At 71.8% G+C, this 20,168-nt stretch carries 16 protein-coding genes and 2 pseudogenes; 7 read left to right on the top strand and 11 right to left on the bottom strand.

The window, feature by feature from the left end; all coding sequences use genetic code 11:
• Window positions 1-64: 64 nt before the first annotated feature.
• Together AB0N14_RS19335 and AB0N14_RS19330 are read left to right on the top strand one after the other, a co-directional pair.
• The gene (locus AB0N14_RS19335; RefSeq protein ID WP_366026889.1) at window positions 65-475 is read left to right on the top strand and encodes a BlaI/MecI/CopY family transcriptional regulator; all 411 of its coding nucleotides are present in this window, start codon (window positions 65-67) and stop codon (window positions 473-475) included.
• 4 nt (window positions 476-479) lie between these two features.
• Window positions 480-1,493: a M56 family metallopeptidase gene (locus AB0N14_RS19330; RefSeq protein WP_366026888.1), complete on the top strand. Its 1,014-nt coding sequence runs from the start codon at window positions 480-482 to the stop codon at window positions 1,491-1,493.
• Window positions 1,494-1,685: 192 nt separating this feature from the next.
• Here the strand turns inward: AB0N14_RS19330 and AB0N14_RS19325 are convergent, their stop codons facing one another.
• From AB0N14_RS19325 to AB0N14_RS19310, 4 genes are all read right to left on the bottom strand, one after another.
• Window positions 1,686-2,336, bottom strand: coding sequence for a TetR family transcriptional regulator (locus AB0N14_RS19325; RefSeq protein ID WP_366026887.1), 651 nt, complete (start codon window positions 2,334-2,336; stop codon window positions 1,686-1,688).
• A gap of 2 nt (window positions 2,337-2,338) precedes the next feature.
• Window positions 2,339-3,553: a cytochrome P450 gene (locus tag AB0N14_RS19320; RefSeq protein WP_366026886.1), complete on the bottom strand. Its 1,215-nt coding sequence runs from the start codon at window positions 3,551-3,553 to the stop codon at window positions 2,339-2,341.
• A gap of 182 nt (window positions 3,554-3,735) precedes the next feature.
• On the bottom strand, window positions 3,736-5,193 hold the full coding sequence (locus tag AB0N14_RS19315) for an aldehyde dehydrogenase family protein (protein WP_366026885.1): 1,458 nt from the start codon (window positions 5,191-5,193) through the stop codon (window positions 3,736-3,738).
• A 118-nt stretch (window positions 5,194-5,311) separates the two neighbouring features.
• Entirely contained in the window at window positions 5,312-5,605 is a 294-nt protein-coding gene (locus AB0N14_RS19310) for a hypothetical protein (protein WP_366026884.1), read from the bottom strand.
• Between the two features lie 183 nt (window positions 5,606-5,788).
• Here AB0N14_RS19310 and AB0N14_RS19305 point away from each other — a divergent pair.
• A pseudogene (locus tag AB0N14_RS19305) lies at window positions 5,789-5,878 on the top strand (nuclear transport factor 2 family protein); the annotation flags it as partial.
• Window positions 5,879-6,042: 164 nt separating this feature from the next.
• Here AB0N14_RS19305 and AB0N14_RS19300 read toward each other — a convergent pair.
• The gene (locus tag AB0N14_RS19300; RefSeq protein ID WP_366026883.1) at window positions 6,043-6,702 is read right to left on the bottom strand and encodes a TetR/AcrR family transcriptional regulator; all 660 of its coding nucleotides are present in this window, start codon (window positions 6,700-6,702) and stop codon (window positions 6,043-6,045) included.
• A 154-nt stretch (window positions 6,703-6,856) separates the two neighbouring features.
• Here AB0N14_RS19300 and AB0N14_RS19295 point away from each other — a divergent pair, with 154 nt between their 5' ends.
• Entirely contained in the window at window positions 6,857-8,110 is a 1,254-nt protein-coding gene (locus AB0N14_RS19295; protein ID WP_366026882.1) for a YncE family protein, read from the top strand.
• Here AB0N14_RS19295 and AB0N14_RS19290 read toward each other — a convergent pair.
• From AB0N14_RS19290 to AB0N14_RS19265, 6 genes and pseudogenes are all read right to left on the bottom strand, one after another.
• Window positions 8,103-8,405, bottom strand: a pseudogene (locus AB0N14_RS19290) (endoglycosylceramidase); the annotation flags it as partial. The gene AB0N14_RS19295 and the pseudogene AB0N14_RS19290 overlap by 8 nt on opposite strands.
• A 20-nt stretch (window positions 8,406-8,425) precedes the next feature.
• On the bottom strand, window positions 8,426-10,429 hold the full coding sequence (locus tag AB0N14_RS19285) for a translation factor GTPase family protein (protein WP_366026881.1): 2,004 nt from the start codon (window positions 10,427-10,429) through the stop codon (window positions 8,426-8,428).
• A gap of 136 nt (window positions 10,430-10,565) precedes the next feature.
• Window positions 10,566-11,480, bottom strand: coding sequence for an aminoglycoside phosphotransferase family protein (locus AB0N14_RS19280; protein WP_366026880.1), 915 nt, complete (start codon window positions 11,478-11,480; stop codon window positions 10,566-10,568).
• A 25-nt stretch (window positions 11,481-11,505) separates the two neighbouring features.
• Window positions 11,506-12,027, bottom strand: coding sequence for a metallophosphoesterase (locus AB0N14_RS19275; protein WP_366026879.1), 522 nt, complete (start codon window positions 12,025-12,027; stop codon window positions 11,506-11,508).
• A 21-nt stretch (window positions 12,028-12,048) separates the two neighbouring features.
• Window positions 12,049-14,472, bottom strand: coding sequence for a SpoIIE family protein phosphatase (locus AB0N14_RS19270; RefSeq protein WP_366026878.1), 2,424 nt, complete (start codon window positions 14,470-14,472; stop codon window positions 12,049-12,051).
• A 246-nt stretch (window positions 14,473-14,718) separates the two neighbouring features.
• The gene (locus tag AB0N14_RS19265; RefSeq protein ID WP_366026877.1) at window positions 14,719-16,158 is read right to left on the bottom strand and encodes a S1 family peptidase; all 1,440 of its coding nucleotides are present in this window, start codon (window positions 16,156-16,158) and stop codon (window positions 14,719-14,721) included.
• A gap of 662 nt (window positions 16,159-16,820) precedes the next feature.
• Here AB0N14_RS19265 and AB0N14_RS19260 point away from each other — a divergent pair.
• The 3 genes from AB0N14_RS19260 to AB0N14_RS19250 all read left to right on the top strand — a co-directional run bounded on the left by AB0N14_RS19260 (window position 16,821) and on the right by AB0N14_RS19250 (window position 20,166).
• Window positions 16,821-17,036: a type A2 lantipeptide gene (locus AB0N14_RS19260; protein WP_366026875.1), complete on the top strand. Its 216-nt coding sequence runs from the start codon at window positions 16,821-16,823 to the stop codon at window positions 17,034-17,036.
• A 92-nt stretch (window positions 17,037-17,128) separates the two neighbouring features.
• Window positions 17,129-17,935 carry an HlyD family efflux transporter periplasmic adaptor subunit gene (locus AB0N14_RS19255; RefSeq protein WP_366026874.1) on the top strand — a complete coding sequence of 269 codons (807 nt, stop codon included), beginning with the start codon at window positions 17,129-17,131 and terminating at the stop codon, window positions 17,933-17,935.
• 26 nt (window positions 17,936-17,961) lie between these two features.
• Window positions 17,962-20,166 (top strand): NHLP family bacteriocin export ABC transporter peptidase/permease/ATPase subunit, encoded by a 2,205-nt coding sequence (locus AB0N14_RS19250; protein WP_366026973.1) that lies wholly within the window; start codon window positions 17,962-17,964, stop codon window positions 20,164-20,166.
• Window positions 20,167-20,168 lie beyond the last annotated feature (2 nt).

Raw genomic sequence — 20,168 nt, 5'->3', positions numbered from 1 at the left:
CCGACAGCTAGTAGTAGCTCGCCGGGTAGTCTGTAGGCCGAACAGAAGGGGGAGGTGAACCACGGTGCACGACCGGAGGAACCCGGAGTCCGGCGGGGCATCCGGCAGGCGGGCGCGTGGAGAGCTGGAGAGCGGTGTGCTGGCGGCCCTCTGGGCGGCCGACGGTCCACTGACCGCACGTGAGACCCGCGACCGGCTGCCGGGCGACCTGGCGTACACGACCGTGCTGACGATCCTGTCCCGGTTGTACGACAAGGGCATGGTCGTGCGGCACCGAGAGGGGCGCGGCTATGCGTACGCGCCGGCCCGGGACGAGGCGTCCCACACCGCCGAACGCATGCACACGCTGCTGGAGGGCGGCACCGACCGCGAGGCGGTGCTGACCCGGTTCGTCTCCGAACTGTCCGAGGAGGACGAGCAGGTGCTGCAGCGGTTGCTCGCCGGACACGACGGACACCAGCCCGAGGGGCGCTGAGCCCGTGCTGATCAGTGTCTACGTTCCGTTCCTGGTCACCGCCGCGCTCACGGTGCTCGCACCGCGGCCGGCCCGCACCCTCGCGCCGCGCCCGGCCGCGTGGGCGCTGGCGTGCGCGGCGCTGGTGACGGCGGCGGGCTGGATGGGATCGCTGGCCCTGCTGGCGTTCACCGGCCTCGCCCAGATCCCCGAGGTCGCCGCGGAGGGCCGCTGGTCGGTGTCCGCGCTGCGCGCCGAGGACCCGGTGTCGCTGGCCGTCGCGGCGGTCAGCGCGCTCGCCCTGGCCGCGGGCGTCGTGTCGCTGGCCGTCGCCGCCGTACGGCAGGCCCGCCGGGTCGCGTGGGCCCGGCGGGAGTGCGCGCGGCTGCCCGGCGACACGGAGCTGGCCGTGCTCGACGACGCCGTGCCGCAGGCCTTCGCACTGCCGGGCACGCCCGGGCGGATCGTGGTGTCCCGGGGCATGCTGCGTTGCCTCGGCGACGGCGAACGGGAGGCCCTGCTGGCGCACGAGCGGGCCCATCTGCGCGGCAGGCACCATCTGTTCCAGACCGTGTGGCGGCTCGCCGCGGCCGTGAATCCGCTGCTGCGCCCACTGGCCGACGCGGGCGGCTTCGTGCTGGAGCGGTGGGCCGACGAGGAGGCCGCGGCGCGGATCGGCAGCCGTACGGTCGTCGCGCGTGCGGTGGGACGGGCGGCCCTGGCGTCCGCCGGCGCCTCGCGCCCGGCCGTGCTCTCCGCGACCGGGGGCGCGGTACCCCAGCGCGTACGGGCGTTGCTCGCGCCGCCTCCCCCACGACGGACCCTGCCGTTCGTCGCGGGCGCCCTGTTGCTGACGGTGTGCTGTGCGAGCCTGGCCAACGCCGCGTCGGACAGCCACAGGATGGTCGAGACGGCCCAGCGGGCAGAGTGCCTGGCGCAGGCCGGAGCGGCTGACGCCCCGCAGGACGACGGGCCGTCGCACGGCCCGGGCATCTGCTGCGAGCACCACCACGACGGGGAGCGCGAGGGCCACGGCTGACACGCTGTGCGAAGCCGTCCCGGCCCGACGGCCGGGCTCCTGGTGAGCCCGGCCCATGTACTCCGGACGGGCATTGGCTGCGGACACAGCGAGCGGCGGTGGCCACCGACGGCCCAAGACGGCGGTCGGCGGCCGGGCCGGGAATCACTCATGACGAAGCCCAGGCGTACTCGAGGCGGTGAGCGGACGTCGTCACCCGTCGCGGGTCACGGGAGCCAGCCAGAGGCCGACGATCGCGTCGATCAGGCCGGTGGCGGCGTCGTGCCAGGTGGCTCGCGAGGTGGGCATGCCGTCGGCGAGGGCGCGTTCCCGTTCGGCGGGCATGTGCAGGATCAACTCGCGGGTCATCTCGCCGCGTTCGGCCCGGATCTCCGGGGGGAGGTCGGGAAGGCAGCGGTCCAGGCCGTCGAGCACCTCGCGCAGCGACGGGGAGGTCAGGGACTCCTCGATCATGATGGCGCGCATGGCCGGGTCGGTCATCACCTGGGCGCAGAACCGCGCGAACCAGGTGAGGCTGCCCAGCGTGGCGAGGTGCTCGGCTACGGGGCGCACCAGGCAGGACACCCAGTCCTGTACGTCCGTGGAGCCGCGCGTCCCGTCCAGCAGCCGCAGGCGGATCTTCTCGATGGGGTCGGCGTGCCACCGTACGATCGCGCGCACCAGATCGGCCTTGGTGCCGAAGTGGTAGCCGACCGCGGCGTTGTTGCCCTGGCCGGCGGCCTCGCTGACCTGACGGTTGGACACAGCGTGGACCCCGCGCTCGGCGAACAGCCGCTCCGCCGCGGTCAGGATCAGCGTCCGGGTAGCGCTCACCTGCTCTGCCCGCACCGCCCTGCCGGCCATGATCACCACCGTACGGGGACTTCGCTCAGCCCTCCGACGACCAGTCCCTCGAGCGGGCGGAGGTCCTCGGCCGCAACGGCGAGGTCCAGACTGGGAAGCCTACGCAACAGCACGTCGAGCACGGTCTGCAGTTCGGTGCGGGCCAGGGCCTGACCCAGGCAGGAGTGCGCGCCGACACCGAAGGCCAGATGCGGGTTGGGGCTGCGGTCGAGTGCCATCTCATCGGCGTCCTCGAAGGCGGTCTCGTCCCGGTTGGCGGCGGCCATGCTGCACATCACGGTCGTGCCGCGCGGCAGGACGGTCCCAGCGACCTCGACCTCCTCTCCGATGTAGCGCGGCATGCCGATCCCGGCGTTGGCGTCGAACCGCAGCGCCTCCTCCACCGCGGAGCGCACCAGCGAGCGGTCCCCCAGCAGCCGCTCCCAGCGGCTCCGGTCGGACAGCAGCATGGCCACCATCTTCCCGATCATGTTGGCGGTGGTCTCGTGCCCGGCGACGAGCAGGCCCCTGCCGGTGGCGACCAGTTCCCGGTCGGACATCCGGTAGCCGTCGGGTCCGGTGGCGACGATCAGTTCGCCGAGCAGGTCGTCCCCGGGCGCGGCCCGCTTGGCGGCGAGGTGCTCGGTCATGTAGGCGTTGAACTCGGCCTCCTCCTCGTCGACCTCCTCCTGTGTGTAGCGGGTGAGGTTGAGCAGGGCATCGGACCAGTACGAGAACCGGTCCCGGTCCGAGTCGGGGACGCCGAGCAGGTCGCAGATCACCCACACCGGAAGCGGGAAGGCGAGGCTCGCCTTGAGGTCCGCGGGCTGCCCACGCTCGACCATGGCGTCGACGAGCCGGTCGGCCATCGCCTCGATGCCCGGCCGCAGTGCGGCCATGCGCTTGGCGGTGAACCACTTGGTCACCATCCGGCGCCAGCGCCGGTGCGCCTCGCCGCTCTGCGGGATCGCCAGTGCCATCTCGTTGCTGAACACGCCGCCCGACTCGGTGGCCGTGATGCGGGCCGCGTCGTCGGCGTCCAGCCGGCGGGTGAACCGCTCGTCGGACAGGACCTGTTTGACGTCCTCGTAGCGGGTCAGCAGCGACGCCTCGTCGCCGCTGGGCAGCGTCACCCGGGCGATGGGGCACTCACGCCGCAGTGCGGCCCATTCGGCGGGCGGCTCCAGCGGGCTGTCGCTCGACAGCGGATAGCTCAGCGGCTCCTGGGGAAAGGTCACGGCTTCTCCTCCGATGCGGTGGCCCCCGCGCCGTCAGGCAATCCCAGTCACACAGGTCAGTCAAACGACTGCCTTAAAAGCCGCGGAGATCAAGGCCGGGATTCAGCCGTTCGCCCGAGGACATGGGCCTGCCCCGGCACGCAGGGCAGCCCGGGGGCAGGAAGCAGCGACGGTGAACGAGGTCAGAAGGGGTAGTGGGCGTGCTGGGTGGCGATGGTGACCCAGCGGGTGTTGGAGAACGCCTCTATGCCCCAGCGTCCACCGAAGCGGCCGTAACCGGAGGCCTTCATGCCGCCGAAGGGCGCGTGCGGTTCGTCGGCCACCGACTGGTCGTTGATGTGCACGATGCCGGTGCGCACCCGGCGTGCGACGGACAGCCCGTGGGTGGCGTTCTCGGTGATGATGCCGCAGGTCAGCCCGTTCTCGGTGTCGTTGGCGAGGTCGGCCGCGGTGTCGTCGTCGGCGAACGTCTGCAGCACACACACCGGGCCGAACGACTCGGCGTGGTACAGCTCCGCATCCTTCGCCACACCGGTGAGGACGGTCGCCGGGTGCACCGCGCCCTCGGGCTCCCCTCCGACGAGGACCTTGGCCCCCTTGGCCACCGCGTCCCGCACCAGGCCGGCCACCCGCTGCGCGGCCGACGGACTGACCAGCGGCCCGACCACGGTCTGCGGATGCGCCGGATCACCTGCCCGCAGCGAGGCCACCTTGGTGGTGAACTTCTCCGTGAACTCCTCGGCGAGGGACTCGTGGACGAGGATCCGGTCGCCGGACATGCAGATCTGCCCGGCGTTCATGAACACGCTGAAGGTGACCGCGTCGACGGCGTAGTCCACGTCGGCGTCGTCCAGCACGATGACCGCGTTCTTGCCGCCCAGCTCCAGGACGGCCGGCTTGAGGTGACGCGCGGCCAGTTCACCGATGATCCGGCCCACGTCCGTGGAGCCGGTGAAGTTGACCGCCCGCACCCGCTCGTCGCCGATCAGCGCCTCGGCGATCTCGGCCGCGTCCTCGCGGGCGTTGGTGACCACGTTCAGCACGCCGTCCGGCAGCCCGGCCTCACGCAGCACGTCCGCGACCAGCAGCCCGCAGGCGATCGGCGCGTCCTCGCTGGGCTTGACGACCACCGTGTTGCCCGCGGCGAGCGGCGCCGCCACAGCCCGTACGCCGAGGATGACCGGCGCGTTCCACGGGGCGAACGCGGCCACCACGCCCAGCGCTTCGCGCACCGCGAGTCCGAGCGCGCCCGCCTCCTGGGCGCTGAGGACCTCACCCCGGGGGGCGGTGATCGCGGCTGCCGCCTCGCGCAGGATGTTCGCGGCGAGGGCCACGTTGAAGTAGGCCCAGGGCCGGGTGCCGCCCGCCTCGTGCGCCATGATCTCGGCCACCTGTTCGCCACGGGCGTCCAGCAGGTCGGCCGCCTTGAGGAAGATCGCGCGACGGGCGAAGGGGGCCAGGGCCGCCCAGGCGGGGAAGGCCGCGTCCGCCGCGTCCACCGCGCGCCGGACGTCCTCCGGCCCGGCCGCCGCCACCGTGGCGTACACATCACCGGTGTAGGGGTTGACGTCGACCGTGGTGCGGCCGGACGCGGCGGGCACGTCCTCGCCGCCGATGAGCAGTTCGCGGGAGACGGGCACGACGACTTCCCTTGTTCGCGTGGTGAAATCCTATTCACTGATCATCGCGATGCTCCGGCAGACCCCGGGGAATGTCAAGGCCCCGGCCGTCGACCGGGGGCCTCGCGTCGTCGCCGCGCTACTGGACGGCCGGGAGCAGCCCTGTGACCGGTGCGACCAGATCGGTGGCCTGGTGGAGCTGGTTGACGTCGTGCAGGTGGTTCAGGCCCCCCAGTTGGCCGGACAGCCGCGGGATCTCGTTCCGGTGCTCCGCGGGGACCCCGCTGCGGGCCAGTGAGTCGAGCACGGTGACCGGGTTGACCTTGCCGGCGTCCGGGGTGCCTGCGGTCGCCGCGGTGGCCGGCGGCGCGCCGAGAGCGGCCGCACCCATGGCGAGACCGACCGCGGCGACGATACGTCGTGTTGGGATCATGCCTTCAGCAACGGCACCCGGCGGCGCGCGGTCACGGGCCCCTGGCGCCGCTCACCCGAGAGGCGCACCGGCCCCGGCGCGTTTGCCGGTGCCGCGCGCTGGGGGGAGGCACGAAGCAGAGGCCCTCAAGCGGCTCGCCGCTCGCCGGGCCGCGGCCTTCCAAGGAGGTCGAAGGAGGTCACCATGGGCACCGCGGCAGGCGCCGGCTTCGACACGGAGGCTCTGCGCCGGGGCATCGAAGGAGAAGACACGACCGCTCTGCTGTCGCTGTACTGCACGACAGCGCGGCCCAGCCGGTCGATGACCGCTCCGGTCGGCCGCGGCCCCTTCGCGCCGGCGAGGACGCGCACCGGAGTCCGGCGGGTTCGGGAACGTCACGGCGGCGGCGTGACGCTCGTCGCGTTCCTCACGGGGCACGTTTCGAGGGAGCGGTGGGTTCAGGCGTCCGGCAGCCAGCCCGGCGGGCGCAGGATGGCCAGGAGTTGGCGGACCAGTTCGTCCACGATCTCGTCCAGGGTGGCGTCCACCCAGCCGGCCCGCCAGTCGTGGAGCAGGCCGTTGACGCTGCCGATGAACGCGGTGGCCGCGAGCCGGTAGTCGCGCGGCGCCGCCTCACCGCGCGCGGCGGCCCGGGCTGCCTCCGCACAGATGAGGTCCACCCAGCGGGAGCGGCGTTCGAGCCGCTGCTCCTCAAGGCGGGGGCTGACGCCGATGATCTCGACGAAGGCGATACGGATCCGGCGCGGATCGGAGGTGACGTTCGCCGCGTACGCCCGGAACACCGCGGCGGCGCGTTCGGCGAGCGGCAGGTCGCCCGCCTCGGCGAGGGCGGCGGCCGCGGCCTGTTCCGCCCAGTCGTTGACCTGGAGGTGCAGCGCGGCCAGCACGTCCTCCAAGGTGTGGAACTCCTCGTAGAACTGCCGTGTCGACAGCCCCGCCGCCTCGCTCAGCGCGGCCACCGTGGTGGACCGGTAGCCGGGGCCGGCGCCGAACAGCCGGAGTCCGGCCTCCAGGAACCGCCGGCGTCGCTCCGCCTGCCGCTCCTCGGCCGTCCTGCCGCCGTACCGGCCCGTCGGCTGCTTGAGCCTGCCCGCCACCCGCGCCCCCTCGCCGTTCGATGATCCGTTCGCCCGTCGCTCAATTTTGTCGTGCGCGGAGTCTTGTGAAGAGGGTCGCCCCTTCCTTACTTTCCAGTAAGTCACTGTGAACCCGAGCGTGTTCAGACTTCCACCCCAAGACAGGGACCCCACCATGCCTGTTCTCAGATCCCGGCACCTCTTCTCCCTCGCCGCCGCTCTCGCCCTGACCACGGGCGGCACCGCGACGGCCGCCGCCGCGCAGGACTCCTCCGCCGCCGCGCTGCGCGAGGTGATGTTCGTGGGCAACAACTGGGACGGCACCGCCGATGTCATCAAGTCCAGCGGCGACTTCGCGAGGATCGGCCGCGTCAACGTGATCCCCGACAAAGAGGCGCGCCTGAAGGAGATCAACGCCGATCCCATCAAGTGGATCTACTTCATGGCAGTCCGCAACAGCGTCGGCGAGGGCCACGACCAGTTCGTGGACGACATGTACTCCACGCCCGACGGCAGGTCGATGGTCGTGTCCCGGCCGAGCTTCGCGGACGTCGTCTCCATCGATCTCGCCACCGGGAAGATGAACTGGCGTTTCCCCGTGGCGGGTTACCGAGCCGACCACATGGCGGTCTCCCCCGACGGCACACGGGTCGCCGTCTCCGCCTCCACCGCCAACAAGGTGCAGGTGCTGGACATCAACACCGGTAGGGAACTGGGCGAGTTCGCCACCGGTGACAAGCCGCACGAGAACATCTTCACCAAGGACGGCAAGTACATCTGGAACATGGCGATCGGCGACGTCAACACCTCGCTCGACGACCCGTCCCTGGACTGGACGAAGGGCGACCGCCACATCACGGTCGTGGACGCCGCCACCTTCAAGCAGGTGAAGATCATCGACATGCGCGACCGGCTGGACGCGATCGGGCTCAAGGACTTCTCCGACGCGGTCCGGCCCGCCGTCTTCAGCCCCGACGAGTCGAAGCTGTACTTCCAGGTGTCGTTCTTCAACGGCTTCCTGGAGTACGACGTGGCCACCGACAAGATCACCCGGGTGAAGACCCTGCCGAAGAACCCGGCGACCAGCGAGGACAGTACGACGTGGGTCAACGACTCACGCCACCACGGCATTTCGATGAACCCGGCGGGCACCAAGCTGTGCGTCGCGGGCACGATGGACGACTACGCGACCGTGGTGGACCGCGCCACCCTCCAGGAGGGCCCGCTCGTCACCGCCTCCAAGCCCTACTGGGCCACGGTGAGCGGTGACGGCAAGGACTGCATCATCTCGGAGAGCGGCGCCGACCAGGTCACCGCGATCGACTTCGCGACGGGCCAGAAGGTGGTCTCGGTCCCGGTCGGCGACCACCCGCAGCGGGTGCGCCTCGCGCACGTCCCCGCCGACTGGACCGGCCCGTCCGCTAGCTGAACTCCTTCGCCGCCCACGCCGCGAGCTCCGTCCGCGCCGCGCTCAGCAGGGACGCGGACGGAGCCGTGGCCCCGTTCGTGACCAGTGCGTAGTGCACGGCGCCCGTGTCGGGGGCGGTCAGCAGGAGCCGTTTGCTGCCCGTGCCGCCCACCTCGTTCGCCATGGCGACCGGGGTGGACCCGGTGTAGGCGGGCAGCCCCGCCGTGGTGCCGAGGTCGCAGACCACGGTGGTGGACGCGGCCGGGAAGGAGGCCGGCAGGTGCAGTTCCGTGGGTGCCGCCGATCCGTTCGAGCGCCGTCCTGCGTTCGCCGTGTTCAGGACGGCACGCCCGCCCCGCGCCCCGGCACCCTCCGCATCACTCGCAGCAGGTACTCCTCCCGGTCGAGCGGGTTGTGGTCGGTGCGCGGGCGGCTCGGCACCGCACCACCGGCCACCGGGGCGTAGTGGTCGAACGCGGACTCCAGCTCGCCCTCGCCGCGGGTCAGCCCCGGCAGCGTCTGCTCCAACTCGTGCACCTGGGCGGCCGGCACCCGGCCCTCGAGAACACAGGTACGTCCGCGCAGTGAGGTGGTCCCCGGGACCGCGCGCAACCGGGTGAGAACCGGCAGCAGCGCGCCGAGCGTGTCCGCCGGGGCCTCGATCCGGAAGCGGTGCATCGGCTCGTACACCCGGGTGCCCGCCCTCCGGAGCGCGGTCACCACGACCAGCGGGGTCAGGCCCCGGAAGTCCGCTCCCGTACTCGACATGCTCTTGTCGAAGCCCTGGTGGGCGTGGCTCTGCCGCGGGGAGTAGCCCGAGTGCGTCATGGTGACCGTGCAGTCGGTCACCTGCCAGCCGTGCAGGCCCTGTGCCAGGGTCTCGTTCACCGTGTCCTCCACCGCCTTGAAGAAGGCGTACGGCATCGAACCGAGCTCCACCTCCAGCCGGAACGTGACGCCCGAGCCGACCGGGGCGGGGTCGATACGCAGACCCACGGTGGCCAGGAAGGGGTTGGGATCCTTCTTGTTGAACTCGACCGCCGCGCCCGTGCCGACGGGCCGCTCGACACACAGCGGCGTCGTCTCGCGGAAGGTGACGGCAAGTCCGTACTCCCCGGCCAGGGTCGCCTGGATGACCTCCTTCTGGACCTCGCCGTACAGCGAGACGGAGATCTCCTGGCGGAGCTCGTCCTGCCGCAGCGCGATGAGCGGGTCCTGCTCGGCGAGCTGGGTGAGCGCGAGGTGCAGCGCTCCCCTGTCGCGCGGGCGGGCGGGGACGACGACGGTCTCCAGGGTGGGCGGCGAGAAGTGGTGCGCCGGGGGCTCCGCGCGCGGCGCCTCCCCGAAGGTGTCGCCGATGCGGACGTCGGTCAGGCCCCACAGTTTGCCGATACGGCCCGCCGTCACCGATGCCACGCGGTCCGCTCCGCCCCGGTCGAAGACGCTGATCGCGGTGACCTTGCCCTCTCGTCCGTCCCGGAACACCAGCCGGTCGCGGGTCCGCAGGGTCCCGGAGAACACCCGCGCGTATGCGATCTTCTCCCCCGCCGGTCCCCGCTCGACCTTGAAGACGGTGCCGGAGGCAGGCCCCTCGGTATCGCCCTCGGCGGCCGGCAGCAGTTCCGTGAGACCGCCGATCAGCTCCCGGACACCCGCACCCGTGATCGCCGAGCCGAAGAACACGGGGTGCACCAGGGCGCGCCGGGTCTGCTCGACGAGGGCGCGGCGCAGCCGCTCGTAGGACACCGCGTCCTCGACGTACGCGGCCAGCAGTTTCTCGTCGTGCTCGGCGAGGACGTCGAGCAGCCGTGTGGTGAACGCGGTGTCGTACGGCACCACGTGCGCGTCGCGTGTGCCGAGTCCGTACGGCCGTCCCATCGGGACAACCGACGGAGTGAGGCGCTCGGCCAGAGCGGTGAGGGTCCGGCCGTCGTGCGCGCCGCCACGGTCGATCTTGTTGACGAAGACGAGGGTGGGGATCCGCAGCCGTCGCAGGGTGCGCATCAGGATGCGTGTCTGGGCCTGGACGCCCTCCACGGCGGAGACGACGAGCACCGCGCCGTCGAGCACGCCGAGCACCCGCTCGACCTCGGCGATGAAGTCGGGGTGGCCGGGGGTGTCGATCAGGTTGACGGTGACGTCGTCTAGCGTGAACGAGACGACGGCGGACTTGATGGTGATGCCGCGCTGTCTCTCCAGCGTGAGGGTGTCGGTCTGGGTGCTGCCGTCGTCGACACTGCCGATCTCGTCGATGACTCCGGCGGCGTGCAGCAGCCGTTCGGTGAGGCTTGTCTTACCCGCGTCTACGTGCGCGAGGATTCCCAGGTTCAGCGTGGGCACAGAGCGTCATGTCCTTCGGGAGGGTGCTGGTTCCTTGCTGGGCGGACATGAACGCAGTGCGCATGAGGGCTCCTCGGTTTCGACGACTCTGTCCCGTGCAGTCCAGCAGGACCGCGGCGGTGACAGCAACGGAATTTCAGGCGCGCTCACTCCTGTGGTCGGCGATGAGTTGCTCCAGACGGTGCAGGGCGGTGCGCACCCTGGCCGGGTCCTGCTGGAAGTAGGGGTCGTCCGGCACCGGCAGGGAGCCCGCGAGGGCCCAGCCCCGGCCACGGGCCCAGGTGGCGTCATCGACGTCGAGCGCCTCCCGGAAGTCGCCGCGCACCTCGTCCGGCAGGAACTTCCAGGCGGCGAGCAGGTCGACCGCCGGGTCACCGACGGCGAGGGTGCCGAAGTCGATGACCGCGCTCAGCCGGCCGTCCACGGCGAGGAGGTTGCCGACGGCGAGGTCGCCGTGGACCCAGACGGGCGGCCGGTGCCAGGCGGGTGCGGCGAGGGCCGCCTCCCAGACCTCCGTCACCGCGTCGGCGTCGATCAGACCGGACCGCTTGAGCGCCTCGATCTTGGGCCGTACCCGTGCCTCGGAGGCGAGCGAGTCCCGCTCGTCGCCCATCGGCACGCCCCGGAAGGCGTTGCTCTGCTCGGGAGCGGGACCGCCCGTCGGGTCGATCGCCTGGAGCGCGGTCAGGAACGCTGCCAGTTCGAGCGCGGTGCGGCGGGGGTCGGCGAGGCGTTCGGGGGCGGCCGTCTCGCCGTCCAGCCAGCGGTAGACGGACCACGGGTAGGGGTAGCCCTCGCCGGGTTCTCCCTTGGCGACGGGTTCGCTGACGGGCAGCGGCAGATGGGGCGCGAGCCGGGGCAGCCAGGTCTGCTCCCGCTCGACCTGACCGGCCCAGTACGGGTAGCGCGGGAGGCGTACGGACAGCTCCTGACCGAGGCGGAACGTCGCGTTGTCCAGGCCTGAGGCCGGGACCGGGGTGATCGGGAGGTGGGCCCACCGCGGGAACTGGGCCGCCAGCAGACGGCGTACGAGGTCGGTATCGATCAGCACCGGCCCATCTCACCCGAACGGGTTGTCAGGACTCCACTGGTGTTCCGGTGCGCGGGGGCAGCCGGTGCAGCTGGACGTCCGTCAGTTCGCCGCCGGTCACGGTGGCCGTCATGTACGTGCAGTGGGGCTGGCGGCGGCGGTCGGTCGGGGAGCCGGGGTTGAGCAGGCGCAGGCCGGTGTCCGTGGTGGTGTCCCAGGGGATGTGGCTGTGGCCGAACACCAGCACGTCGAGGTCGGGGAACCGGTCGGCGCAGCGGCGTTCCCGGCCCTGGGCGGGTCCCGTCTCGTGGACGACGCCGAGGCGCAGGCCGTCGAGGTCGGCGCGGGCCACTTCCTGGAGCCGGGCGCGCAGGGCGGGGCCGTCGTTGTTGCCGTACACACCGATCAGCCGGGCGGACCGGCTCTGCAGCAGGTCGAGCGTGGCGACGTCCACCCAGTCGCCGGCGTGGATCACGACATCGGCGCGCGGGAGTTCGGCGAGCAGCGGCGCGGGCAGTTCCTTCGCGCGCTTGGGGAGGTGGGTGTCGGACATCATGAGTAGACGCACGACACCAGGGTGTCATCCGGGTCACGTCTGCGCGTCGGCCGGCGGGTGCTCCAGGACGATGTCCGCCCACACCTGCTTGCCGCCGCTGACCGGGAGTGTCCCCCAGGTGTCGGACATGGCCTCGACGAGCAGGATGCCACGGCCGCCCGTCGCCTCCCAGCCGATGCTGGTCGGCTTGACGGGCGTGCGCGGAGAGGAGTCGGCGACCGCGACGCGCAGCCGGTGGTTGGACAGGGTGAGGTCGAGCCGGACCTGGCCGTCGGTGTGGACGAGGGCGTTGGTGACGAGTTCGGAGACGACGAGGAGCACCGTGTCGGTCTCCTCCGGCACGCCCCAGGACCGCAGGGTGCGCCGGGTGAAGCGGCGGGCGTGCCGGACCGCTTCGGGAACGCGCCACACCGTCCAGCTCTCACGCAGCGGGAGCATCGCCATGCCGTCGTAGCGCACGAGGAGCAGCGCCACGTCGTCGCTGCGGTTGGCATCGGCGAGCAGCGCGTCCGCGACGAGCCCGAGGTGCGCGGGGTCGGCCGCGGACAGCTCGCCGGCGATCCGCGCGAGGCCGTCCTCGATGTCGACGTCGGCCGACTCGACCAGGCCGTCCGTGGTGAGGGCGATGACCGTGCCGGGCTGCAGCCTGAGCGGGCTCATCGGGTAGTCGGCCTGGGTGACGACCCCGAGGGGCGGACCGCCCTCCGACTCGGTGATCTCGGTGCTGCCGTCCGGGTGGCGCAGCAGGGGCGGGAGGTGTCCTGCGCGGACGTACCAGGCGGTGCCCTGCTCCATGTCGACGTCGACGTAGCAGCAGGTCGCGAAGAGGTCGGACTCCATGTCGACGAGGAGCCGGTTGGCGTGCGAGACGACGACGTCCGGGGGGTGGCCCTCGGCCGCGTACGCGCGCAGCGCCGTCCGCATCTGGCCCATCAGGGTGGCCGCGCCGGCGCTGTGGCCCTGGACGTCGCCGATGACGAGGGCGACGTGGTTGTCGGGCAGCGGTATCACGTCGTACCAGTCGCCGCCGAGCTCCAGACCGGCGGTGGTGGGCAGGTAGCGGGCGACGGCGACGGCTCCGGGCAGCGCGGGCAGGCGGCGGGGCAGGAGGGCGCGCTGGAGCATGCCGATCAGCTCGTGCTCGGCGTCGAAGGCGTGGGCGCGCATGAGCGCCTGCCCGGCGAGACCGGCGACGGCGGTGAGCAGGGCGCGTTCGTCGGGGCCGAAGTCGTGCGGGCTGTCCCAGCCGACGAGGCAGGCGCCGGCCATGCGCCCGCCGGCGGGCAGCGGCAGCACGGCGAGACCGCCGGGGCCGACCCCGGCGAGCGCGGGCTCCAGTGAGGCGCCGGCGGGCCAGATGGTGGCGCGGCCTTCCCTGAGGGCCGTGGCGAGGGTCGGCATGGCGCGGACGGGCGCGTCCGGCCATTCCGAGCGCCACTCGGTGCGCCACAGCTCCGGCCAGGCCTCCTGTTCGGGCGGGTCCAGGACGGTGACGACGAGGCGGTCGGACTCCAGCTCGGCGAGGGCGATGCGGTCCGCCCGCAGAGGGCCCCGCAGGGCGGCGACCACGGCCCTGCTGACGTCGCGGACGGTGCCGGCGGTGGCGAGGGCGGCCGCGAGCCGCTGGATGCGGGTGACGTCGCTGACCCCGGGGCGCAGTTGGGACGCGTCGGTGACCGTGCCGACGAGCCGGACCGGGTGCCCCTCCCCGGCGGGCTGCAGGCGTCCGCGCAGCCGCAGCCACCTCGGCTCGCCGGAGGGCTGGAGGATGCGGAACTCCAGTTCGCGGTCGCCGATGGACATGTGGTCGGCCTCGACGACGGACATCACCGAGGGCAGGTCCTCCGGAACGGTCCGGGCGAGCAGGGTCTCGACACGGCCGTCGAACTCGCGGGTGTCGATGCCGAACAACCCCAGCATCTCGTCGTCGACCTGCACCCGGCCGCTGTCCATGTCGAGCGTGAAGGAGCTGCCGGGCAGCCCACCGGTGTCGGCCGCGGCCGGAGACGGGCAGGTGACGGCCTCGGCGAAGAGCTCCAGACACGCGCGGTCGTCGGTGTCGAAGCCGTCCGGGCCGTCGCTGACGGCGGCCAGGCATCCCCCGCCGCGCAGCGGCAGGACGGCCAGGGAGAAGTCTCCGGTGGGCATGCGGCGCGCGTCGGCGCAGCGGCCGATGTCCTCGGGGGTGAGCCACCGGGCCTGCCCGGAGCGGTGCACCTCGGCGGCGGGGCCGGTGCCGGAGAGGGAGTAGACGTCACGCAGCCAGTACAGCGCCCGCGGCACGCCGGCCGACTCGGTGAGGGTCAGCTGGTCGCCGCCCTCTTCCGGGCTGTAGACGACGGCGAGGGTGGCTCCGGTGAACACGAGGACTTGTTCGAGCACGCGTCGCAGACGCTCGCGCGGGTCGAGGTCCGCCGCGAGCGTCTTGAGGGCAAGTTCCGCGCGCAGCGTTCTCATTCTGCGTCCCGCAGTGCCCTCACTGCCCACCCTGCAATTAGAGCGCGTCCCGGACGCTCGCGCAGCCCCTGTGAGCGCACGGACCGACGGCTCGCGGGTGCGCGGCGGAGCGGGCACGAGGAACGGCGCGCCCGCTGCGGAGGGTGACGGGCCGCCCCACCGCGGGCCTTGACACGGAGTGGTCCGGCCCTCCCGCCGGAGGGCCGGACCGCTCCACCGACCGGGGGAACCGCTGGTGCTCCCCGGTCAGTGGCTCGACACCAGTCCGGAGCCGTCGCCCACGCCGCTGCCCGACTGGTCGCCGGCGTTTCCTGACTGGTCGGCGGCCCCACCCGACTGGCCACCGGGGCTCGCCGACTGCTGACCGGCACCGCTCTGGTCACCGGCACCGGCACCCGCACCGCTCTGGTCACCGGTACCAGCGCCCGCACCGCTCTGGTCACCAGCACCACTCTGGTCGCCGGCACCCTGCTGGCCACCCGGGCTCGCCGACTGGTCGCCCGCTCCGGCACCGCTCCGGTCGCCGGCGCCGCCCGCGCCGCCGGCGCCGAGCGTCGCGCCGGTCGCCTGCAGCGCCGTGGTCACCGGCTGGAAGAAGGTCTCGCCGCCGGTGGTGCAGTCGCCGCTGCCGCCCGAGGTCAGGCCGATAGCGCTGCCGTCCTGGGTGAACAGCGAGCCTCCGCTGTCACCGGCCTCGGCGCAGACGTTCGTCTGGATGAGCCCGGTGACGGTGTCGACGCCGCCGGGGTCGGTCTCGCTCTGGAAGTTGACGGTGGCGTCGAGCCCGGTGACGGTCCCGTCGTGCAGCCCGGTGGTGCTGCCCATCCGGAAGACCTGCTGGCCCACCACCGCGTCCGCGGCCTGAGTGATCTGGACCGTCTGTCCGTTGCCGACGTTGACCTCGCTAGGGGCCTGGGTGTTCGGGTCGTCGTACTTGACGAGGGAGAAGTCGCCGTTGCCCGGGAAGGTTGCCTGGTCGACGGTGGCGATCGGTTGGCCGTTCTGGGAGTCGGACCACTGCTTCGCCGCGACTCCGCAGTGACCGGCCGTCAGGAAGGCCGGGCTGCCGTCGCCGGCGGTGACGTTGAAGCCGAGGGAGCAGCGGACGCCGCCGCCGTTCGCCTGCGCGAAGATGGCGTCGCCGCCCGACACGAAGGTCTTGAAGGTGCCCGACGACTTCTTGAGGGTCGCCACGCCCGAGCCGAGGCTCTTGACCGTCGACTGAAGCGTGTTCCACTTGGAGCCGGTGACCGTGCTGTCGGCGCTGACCCGGATCTCGTTGGTCCTGGGGTCGACGGACCACGCGGTGCCGGGGATCGTCGCCTTGGTGCGCAGCGCCTTGGCGGCGGCCTGGAGCGTGGCGGTGCTGTTGTGGACCTGGTTGGGGACCGCGCCCGCCTTTCTGACGGTGTCGGCGACCTTGCTGTCGTCGCCGACCACATTGACGACGACCTGCTGCTTTTCGGCGTTGTAGTAGGAGCCCGCGAAGGCGTCACCCAACTGCGACGCGAGCTGCTTGGCGACGAGCGAGACATCGGCCGACTTGAACGTCTTCGGCGTGTCGCCCGATGCCGAGTCCGTCTGGGACGCGTTGGCGTTGGGCAGCAGAAGGGCCGCAGCTCCGAGCGCCGCCACGCTTCCAACCGCGATAGCGGCCTTGCGCTTGGGTATGCGTTTGTGACTCAACTCTCGACCTCCTGGGGACGGGGTCCGTTGCCGCCGTCCGGCAGCTGACTGGGGCGCCTGGATGCCAGTTGATACGCGCGTGTCCGGTGGGGTGTTCAACCGACTTTGCAACTGGCCGAGTTGGCGTATGCGAAAGCGTGAAATAGGTGGCAAAGACACCTGTCGGGCGCGGCCGGGGAGAAAAATCGACTCACCCGAGGCTGCGGACACAGTGAGCTACCAGTCAGTAACCCTGTGTTCGTCACACCGGGCCGAATCCTGGCTTCGGGGAATCTGCACATCGAATGCGCAAGCGGGTCACCGCGTACAACGGATCTGCACAGAAACACACCGGGCGCCACGCCATTGAACCCGGACTGTCCCATTCCTTGTCCGGGCGGCAAGAGGCCGTGCGCGACGATGCCGCGCAGCATGTGAAGAAGTCGGCACCGAGTCGTGCGCACGCCTGCACGGATCACCGCTTCGGAACGTCAATTGCCCAGGTGAGAGCGGTGGTTGATTGGAATCCCCGCGCCCCGCCGTGCTTTGATCCGTTGCACCGCGGGGGCCACCCCAGGGGTCCCGGCAACGGGGTGCCCGGCGCTCGCGGACCGCGGCCGACCGTCTGTCCCCAGAAGGGGCCGCTCCCCCTTGTGAATATCCATACGAAGGGAAGTTCCATCATGAACTCCACCCCCCAGGTTGAGACCGCCGAGATCTCGGACGCCGAGCTCGACGCCGTGTCCGGTGGCCTGCAGATCAACGCCGTGGGCACCGCGACCGGCCTGGTGGACGGCATCGCCCCGGTTTCCGGCCTGGTCGGCACGGTCGTCGGCACCGTCGAGGGTGTCACCGGCCTGAACACCGCCCCGGTCACCAACCTGGTCGCCGGTCTCTGATCGCACCCCTGTACCGCTGAGTCCCGGAACCGCTCCCCGGTTCCGGGACTCTCGGATGCCGTGAATCTTCTGGAGTAGGTGAGGGAAGTTCCGTGCAGTTCCGCCAGCAGGCCCTCGCCAAGCTGCAGTCGCCCGAGGAGCTCGATCTCCCGGTGCGCTTCGCCCGCCCCCAGGGCTGGCTGGTCCTGACCGTGACGGTGGTCGCCATGGCCGCCGCCTCGGTGTGGGCCGTCACCGGCTCGGTGGCCTCCACGGTCAGCGCTCCCGCCATCCTCACGCACGCGGAGGGCAGTTACCTCCTGCAGAGCCCGGTGGCCGGACAGGTCACCGCGATCCTCGCCGAGCAGGGCGAGCGGCTGCCCGCGAACGCGCCCGTGATCAAGGTCCGTACGGAGCAGGGCGAGTCGGTGGTCCGCACGGTCGCCGCGGGCCGTATCACCGAACTCGCCGCCACGATCGGCCAGATCATCCGCACCGGGGCCGACGTCGCCGCGGTGGAGAAGGTCGAGCACGCCTTTGACCCGCTGTACGCGACGGTGTACGTGCCCGCCGAGAACGCCGCGTCGATCCCCGCGAACGCGCCCGTCGACCTCACCGTTCAGTCGGTGCCGGCCCAGCAGTACGGCGTGCTGCGCGGCCATGTGAGGTCCGTCGACCGCACGGCCCAGTCGGTCCAGCAGATCGCCGCGTTCCTCGGGGACGACCAGTTGGGCGAGCAGTTCACCAAGAAGGGCCGCCCGGTGGCCGTGCTGGTACGGCTCGACACGTCGTCCGGCACGAAGAGCGGCTACAAGTGGTCGTCGGCGGACGGCCCGCCGTTCCCCCTCTCCTCCATGACCCTGGCCACGGGTTCGATCCGCATGGCCGATCAGCGTCCCGTCGATTGGCTCCTGCCGTGACCGCTCCCCAGGACACCCTGCCCCCGGTGCGGGGCAGGCGGCGCGCCGCGCCGCCGAAGCGCACCGTGCCCGAGTCCCGGCGGAAGACCGTCCGCACCCCGACCGTGCTGCAGATGGAGGCCGTCGAGTGCGGCGCCGCCTCCCTGGCGATGGTGCTCGGCCACTACGGCCGGCACGTCCCGTTGGAGGAGCTGCGCATCGCCTGCGGTGTCTCCCGGGACGGCTCACGCGCCAGCAACCTGCTGAAGGCGGCCCGCAGTTACGGTCTGACGGCCAAGGGCATGCAGATGGACACGGCCGCGCTCGCCGAGGTGAACGCGCCCGCGATCCTGTTCTGGGAGTTCAACCACTACGTCGTCTACGACGGCATGGGGCGCCGTTTCGGCCGCCGGCGCGTGTACGTCAACGATCCCGGCAAGGGCCGCCGTTTCGTGCCGATGGAGGACTTCGACACGAGCTTCACCGGCGTCGTCCTGGTGATGGAACCCGGCGAGGGCTTCACCCGGGGCGGCCGCAGGCCGGGCATCCTGGGCGCGATGCCGGCCCGGCTGCGCGGCACGGCGGGAACCCTGCCCGCCGCGGTCCTGGCGAGCCTGCTCCTGGTGGTGGTCGGTGCCGCGCTGCCCGCGCTGAGCCGCACGTACATCGACATGTTCCTGATCGGCGGGCAGACCTCGCTGCTGGGCGTGCTGTTCGCGTCGATGGCGGCCTGTGTGCTGCTGACGGTGGTGCTGACCTGGTTGCAGCAGGCGAACCTGCTGCGCGGCCGGATCATCTCCTCCACGCTCTCCAGCGCCCGCTTCCTGCGGCATCTGCTGCGGCTTCCGGTGACGTTCTTCGCCCAGCGCAGCCCCGCCGACCTGGTGCAGCGGCTGCAGTCCAACGACGCGGTCGCCGAGACCCTGGCCCGCGACCTCGCGGCGGCGGGCGTCGACGCGATCGTCGTGGTGCTGTACGCGCTGCTGCTGTACACCTACGACCCGCAGCTGACGTTCGTCGGCATCGGGGTGGCGCTGCTGAACGTGGTGGCGATGAGGGTCGTCGTACGGCTGCGGGCGACCCGTACGGCGAAGCTGCGCGCGGACACGGCACGGCTGACCAACACCGCCTACACCGGCCTGCAGTTGATCGAGACGATGAAGGCGACCGGCGGCGAGGACGGCTACTTCCGCAAGTGGGCGGGCCAGCACGCCACGACCCTGGAGGAGCAGCAGCGGCTCGGTGTGCCGAGCGCCTGGCTGGGTGTGGTCGCACCGACGCTCGCCACGCTCAACAGTGCGCTGATCCTGTGGATCGGCGGCCTGCGGGCGGTGGAGGGGCACATCTCGGTGGGTCTGCTGGTCGCCTTCCAGGCCCTGGTGACCCGGTTCACCGCGCCGCTGACGCGCCTGAACGGGGTCGCGGGCCGCATCCAGGACTTCGCCGCGGACGTGGCCCGCCTGAAGGACGTGGAGAGCTTCCAGGCCGACCCGCTCTACGGCCGCTCCGGCGGCGGCGCGTCGACGCGCCGGCTGCACGGCCATGTGGAGCTGGAGAACATCACCTTCGGCTACAGCCCGCTCGACAAGCCGCTGCTGAGCGGCTTCAGCCTGACGGTGGGCCCCGGTCAACAGGTGGCACTCGTCGGTGGCTCGGGCAGCGGCAAGTCCACGGTGTCCCGTCTGATCGCCGGCCTGTACGCGCCGTGGGAGGGCGAGATCCGTATCGACGGGCAGCGTCTGGAGGACATTCCGCGCGGCTCGCTCGCCGCCTCGGTCTCCTTCGTCGACCAGGAGATCTTCCTCTTCGAGGGCACGGTCCGCGACAACGTGGCCCTGTGGGATCCGTCGATCCCGGACGACGCGGTGGTCGCCGCCCTGCGGGACGCGGCCCTGTACGACGTGGTCATGCGCCGCCCGGGCGGTATCCACAGCCGGGTGGAGCAGGACGGGCGGAACTTCTCCGGCGGGCAGCGCCAACGCCTGGAGATCGCACGGGCGTTGGTGCGCGACCCCAGCATCCTGGTTCTCGACGAGGTGACCAGCGCGCTGGACGCGGAGACCGAGCAGACCGTGATCGACAACCTGCGCAAGCGCGGCTGCGCCTGTGTGGTGATCGCGCACCGGCTGAGCACGGTGCGCGACAGTGACGAGATCGTGGTGCTCCAGCACGGCACGATCGTGGAACGCGGGCGGCACGACGCCCTGGTGGCGGCCGGCGGGGCGTACGCCGAGCTGGTCAGGGAGCGGTGAGA

The organism is Streptomyces sp. NPDC051104 (genome assembly GCF_040682835.1).
Classification (GTDB): Bacteria; Actinomycetota; Actinomycetes; order Streptomycetales; family Streptomycetaceae; genus Streptomyces; species Streptomyces cynarae.
The sequence above is the reverse complement of the archived record's forward strand: the minus strand, read 5'-3'. Positions and strand labels throughout refer to the sequence as shown.

Excerpts from the sequence above, each read along its gene's own strand:
- AB0N14_RS19260 (WP_366026875.1), top strand. The coding sequence starts at position 16,821 with ATGAACTCCACCCCCCAGGTTGAGACCGCCGAGATCTCGGACGCCGAG.
- AB0N14_RS19325 (WP_366026887.1), bottom strand. The coding sequence starts at position 2,336 with ATGGCCGGCAGGGCGGTGCGGGCAGAGCAGGTGAGCGCTACCCGGACG.
- AB0N14_RS19310 (WP_366026884.1), bottom strand. The coding sequence starts at position 5,605 with ATGATCCCAACACGACGTATCGTCGCCGCGGTCGGTCTCGCCATGGGT.
- AB0N14_RS19295 (WP_366026882.1), top strand. The coding sequence starts at position 6,857 with ATGCCTGTTCTCAGATCCCGGCACCTCTTCTCCCTCGCCGCCGCTCTC.
- AB0N14_RS19270 (WP_366026878.1), bottom strand. The coding sequence starts at position 14,472 with ATGAGAACGCTGCGCGCGGAACTTGCCCTCAAGACGCTCGCGGCGGAC.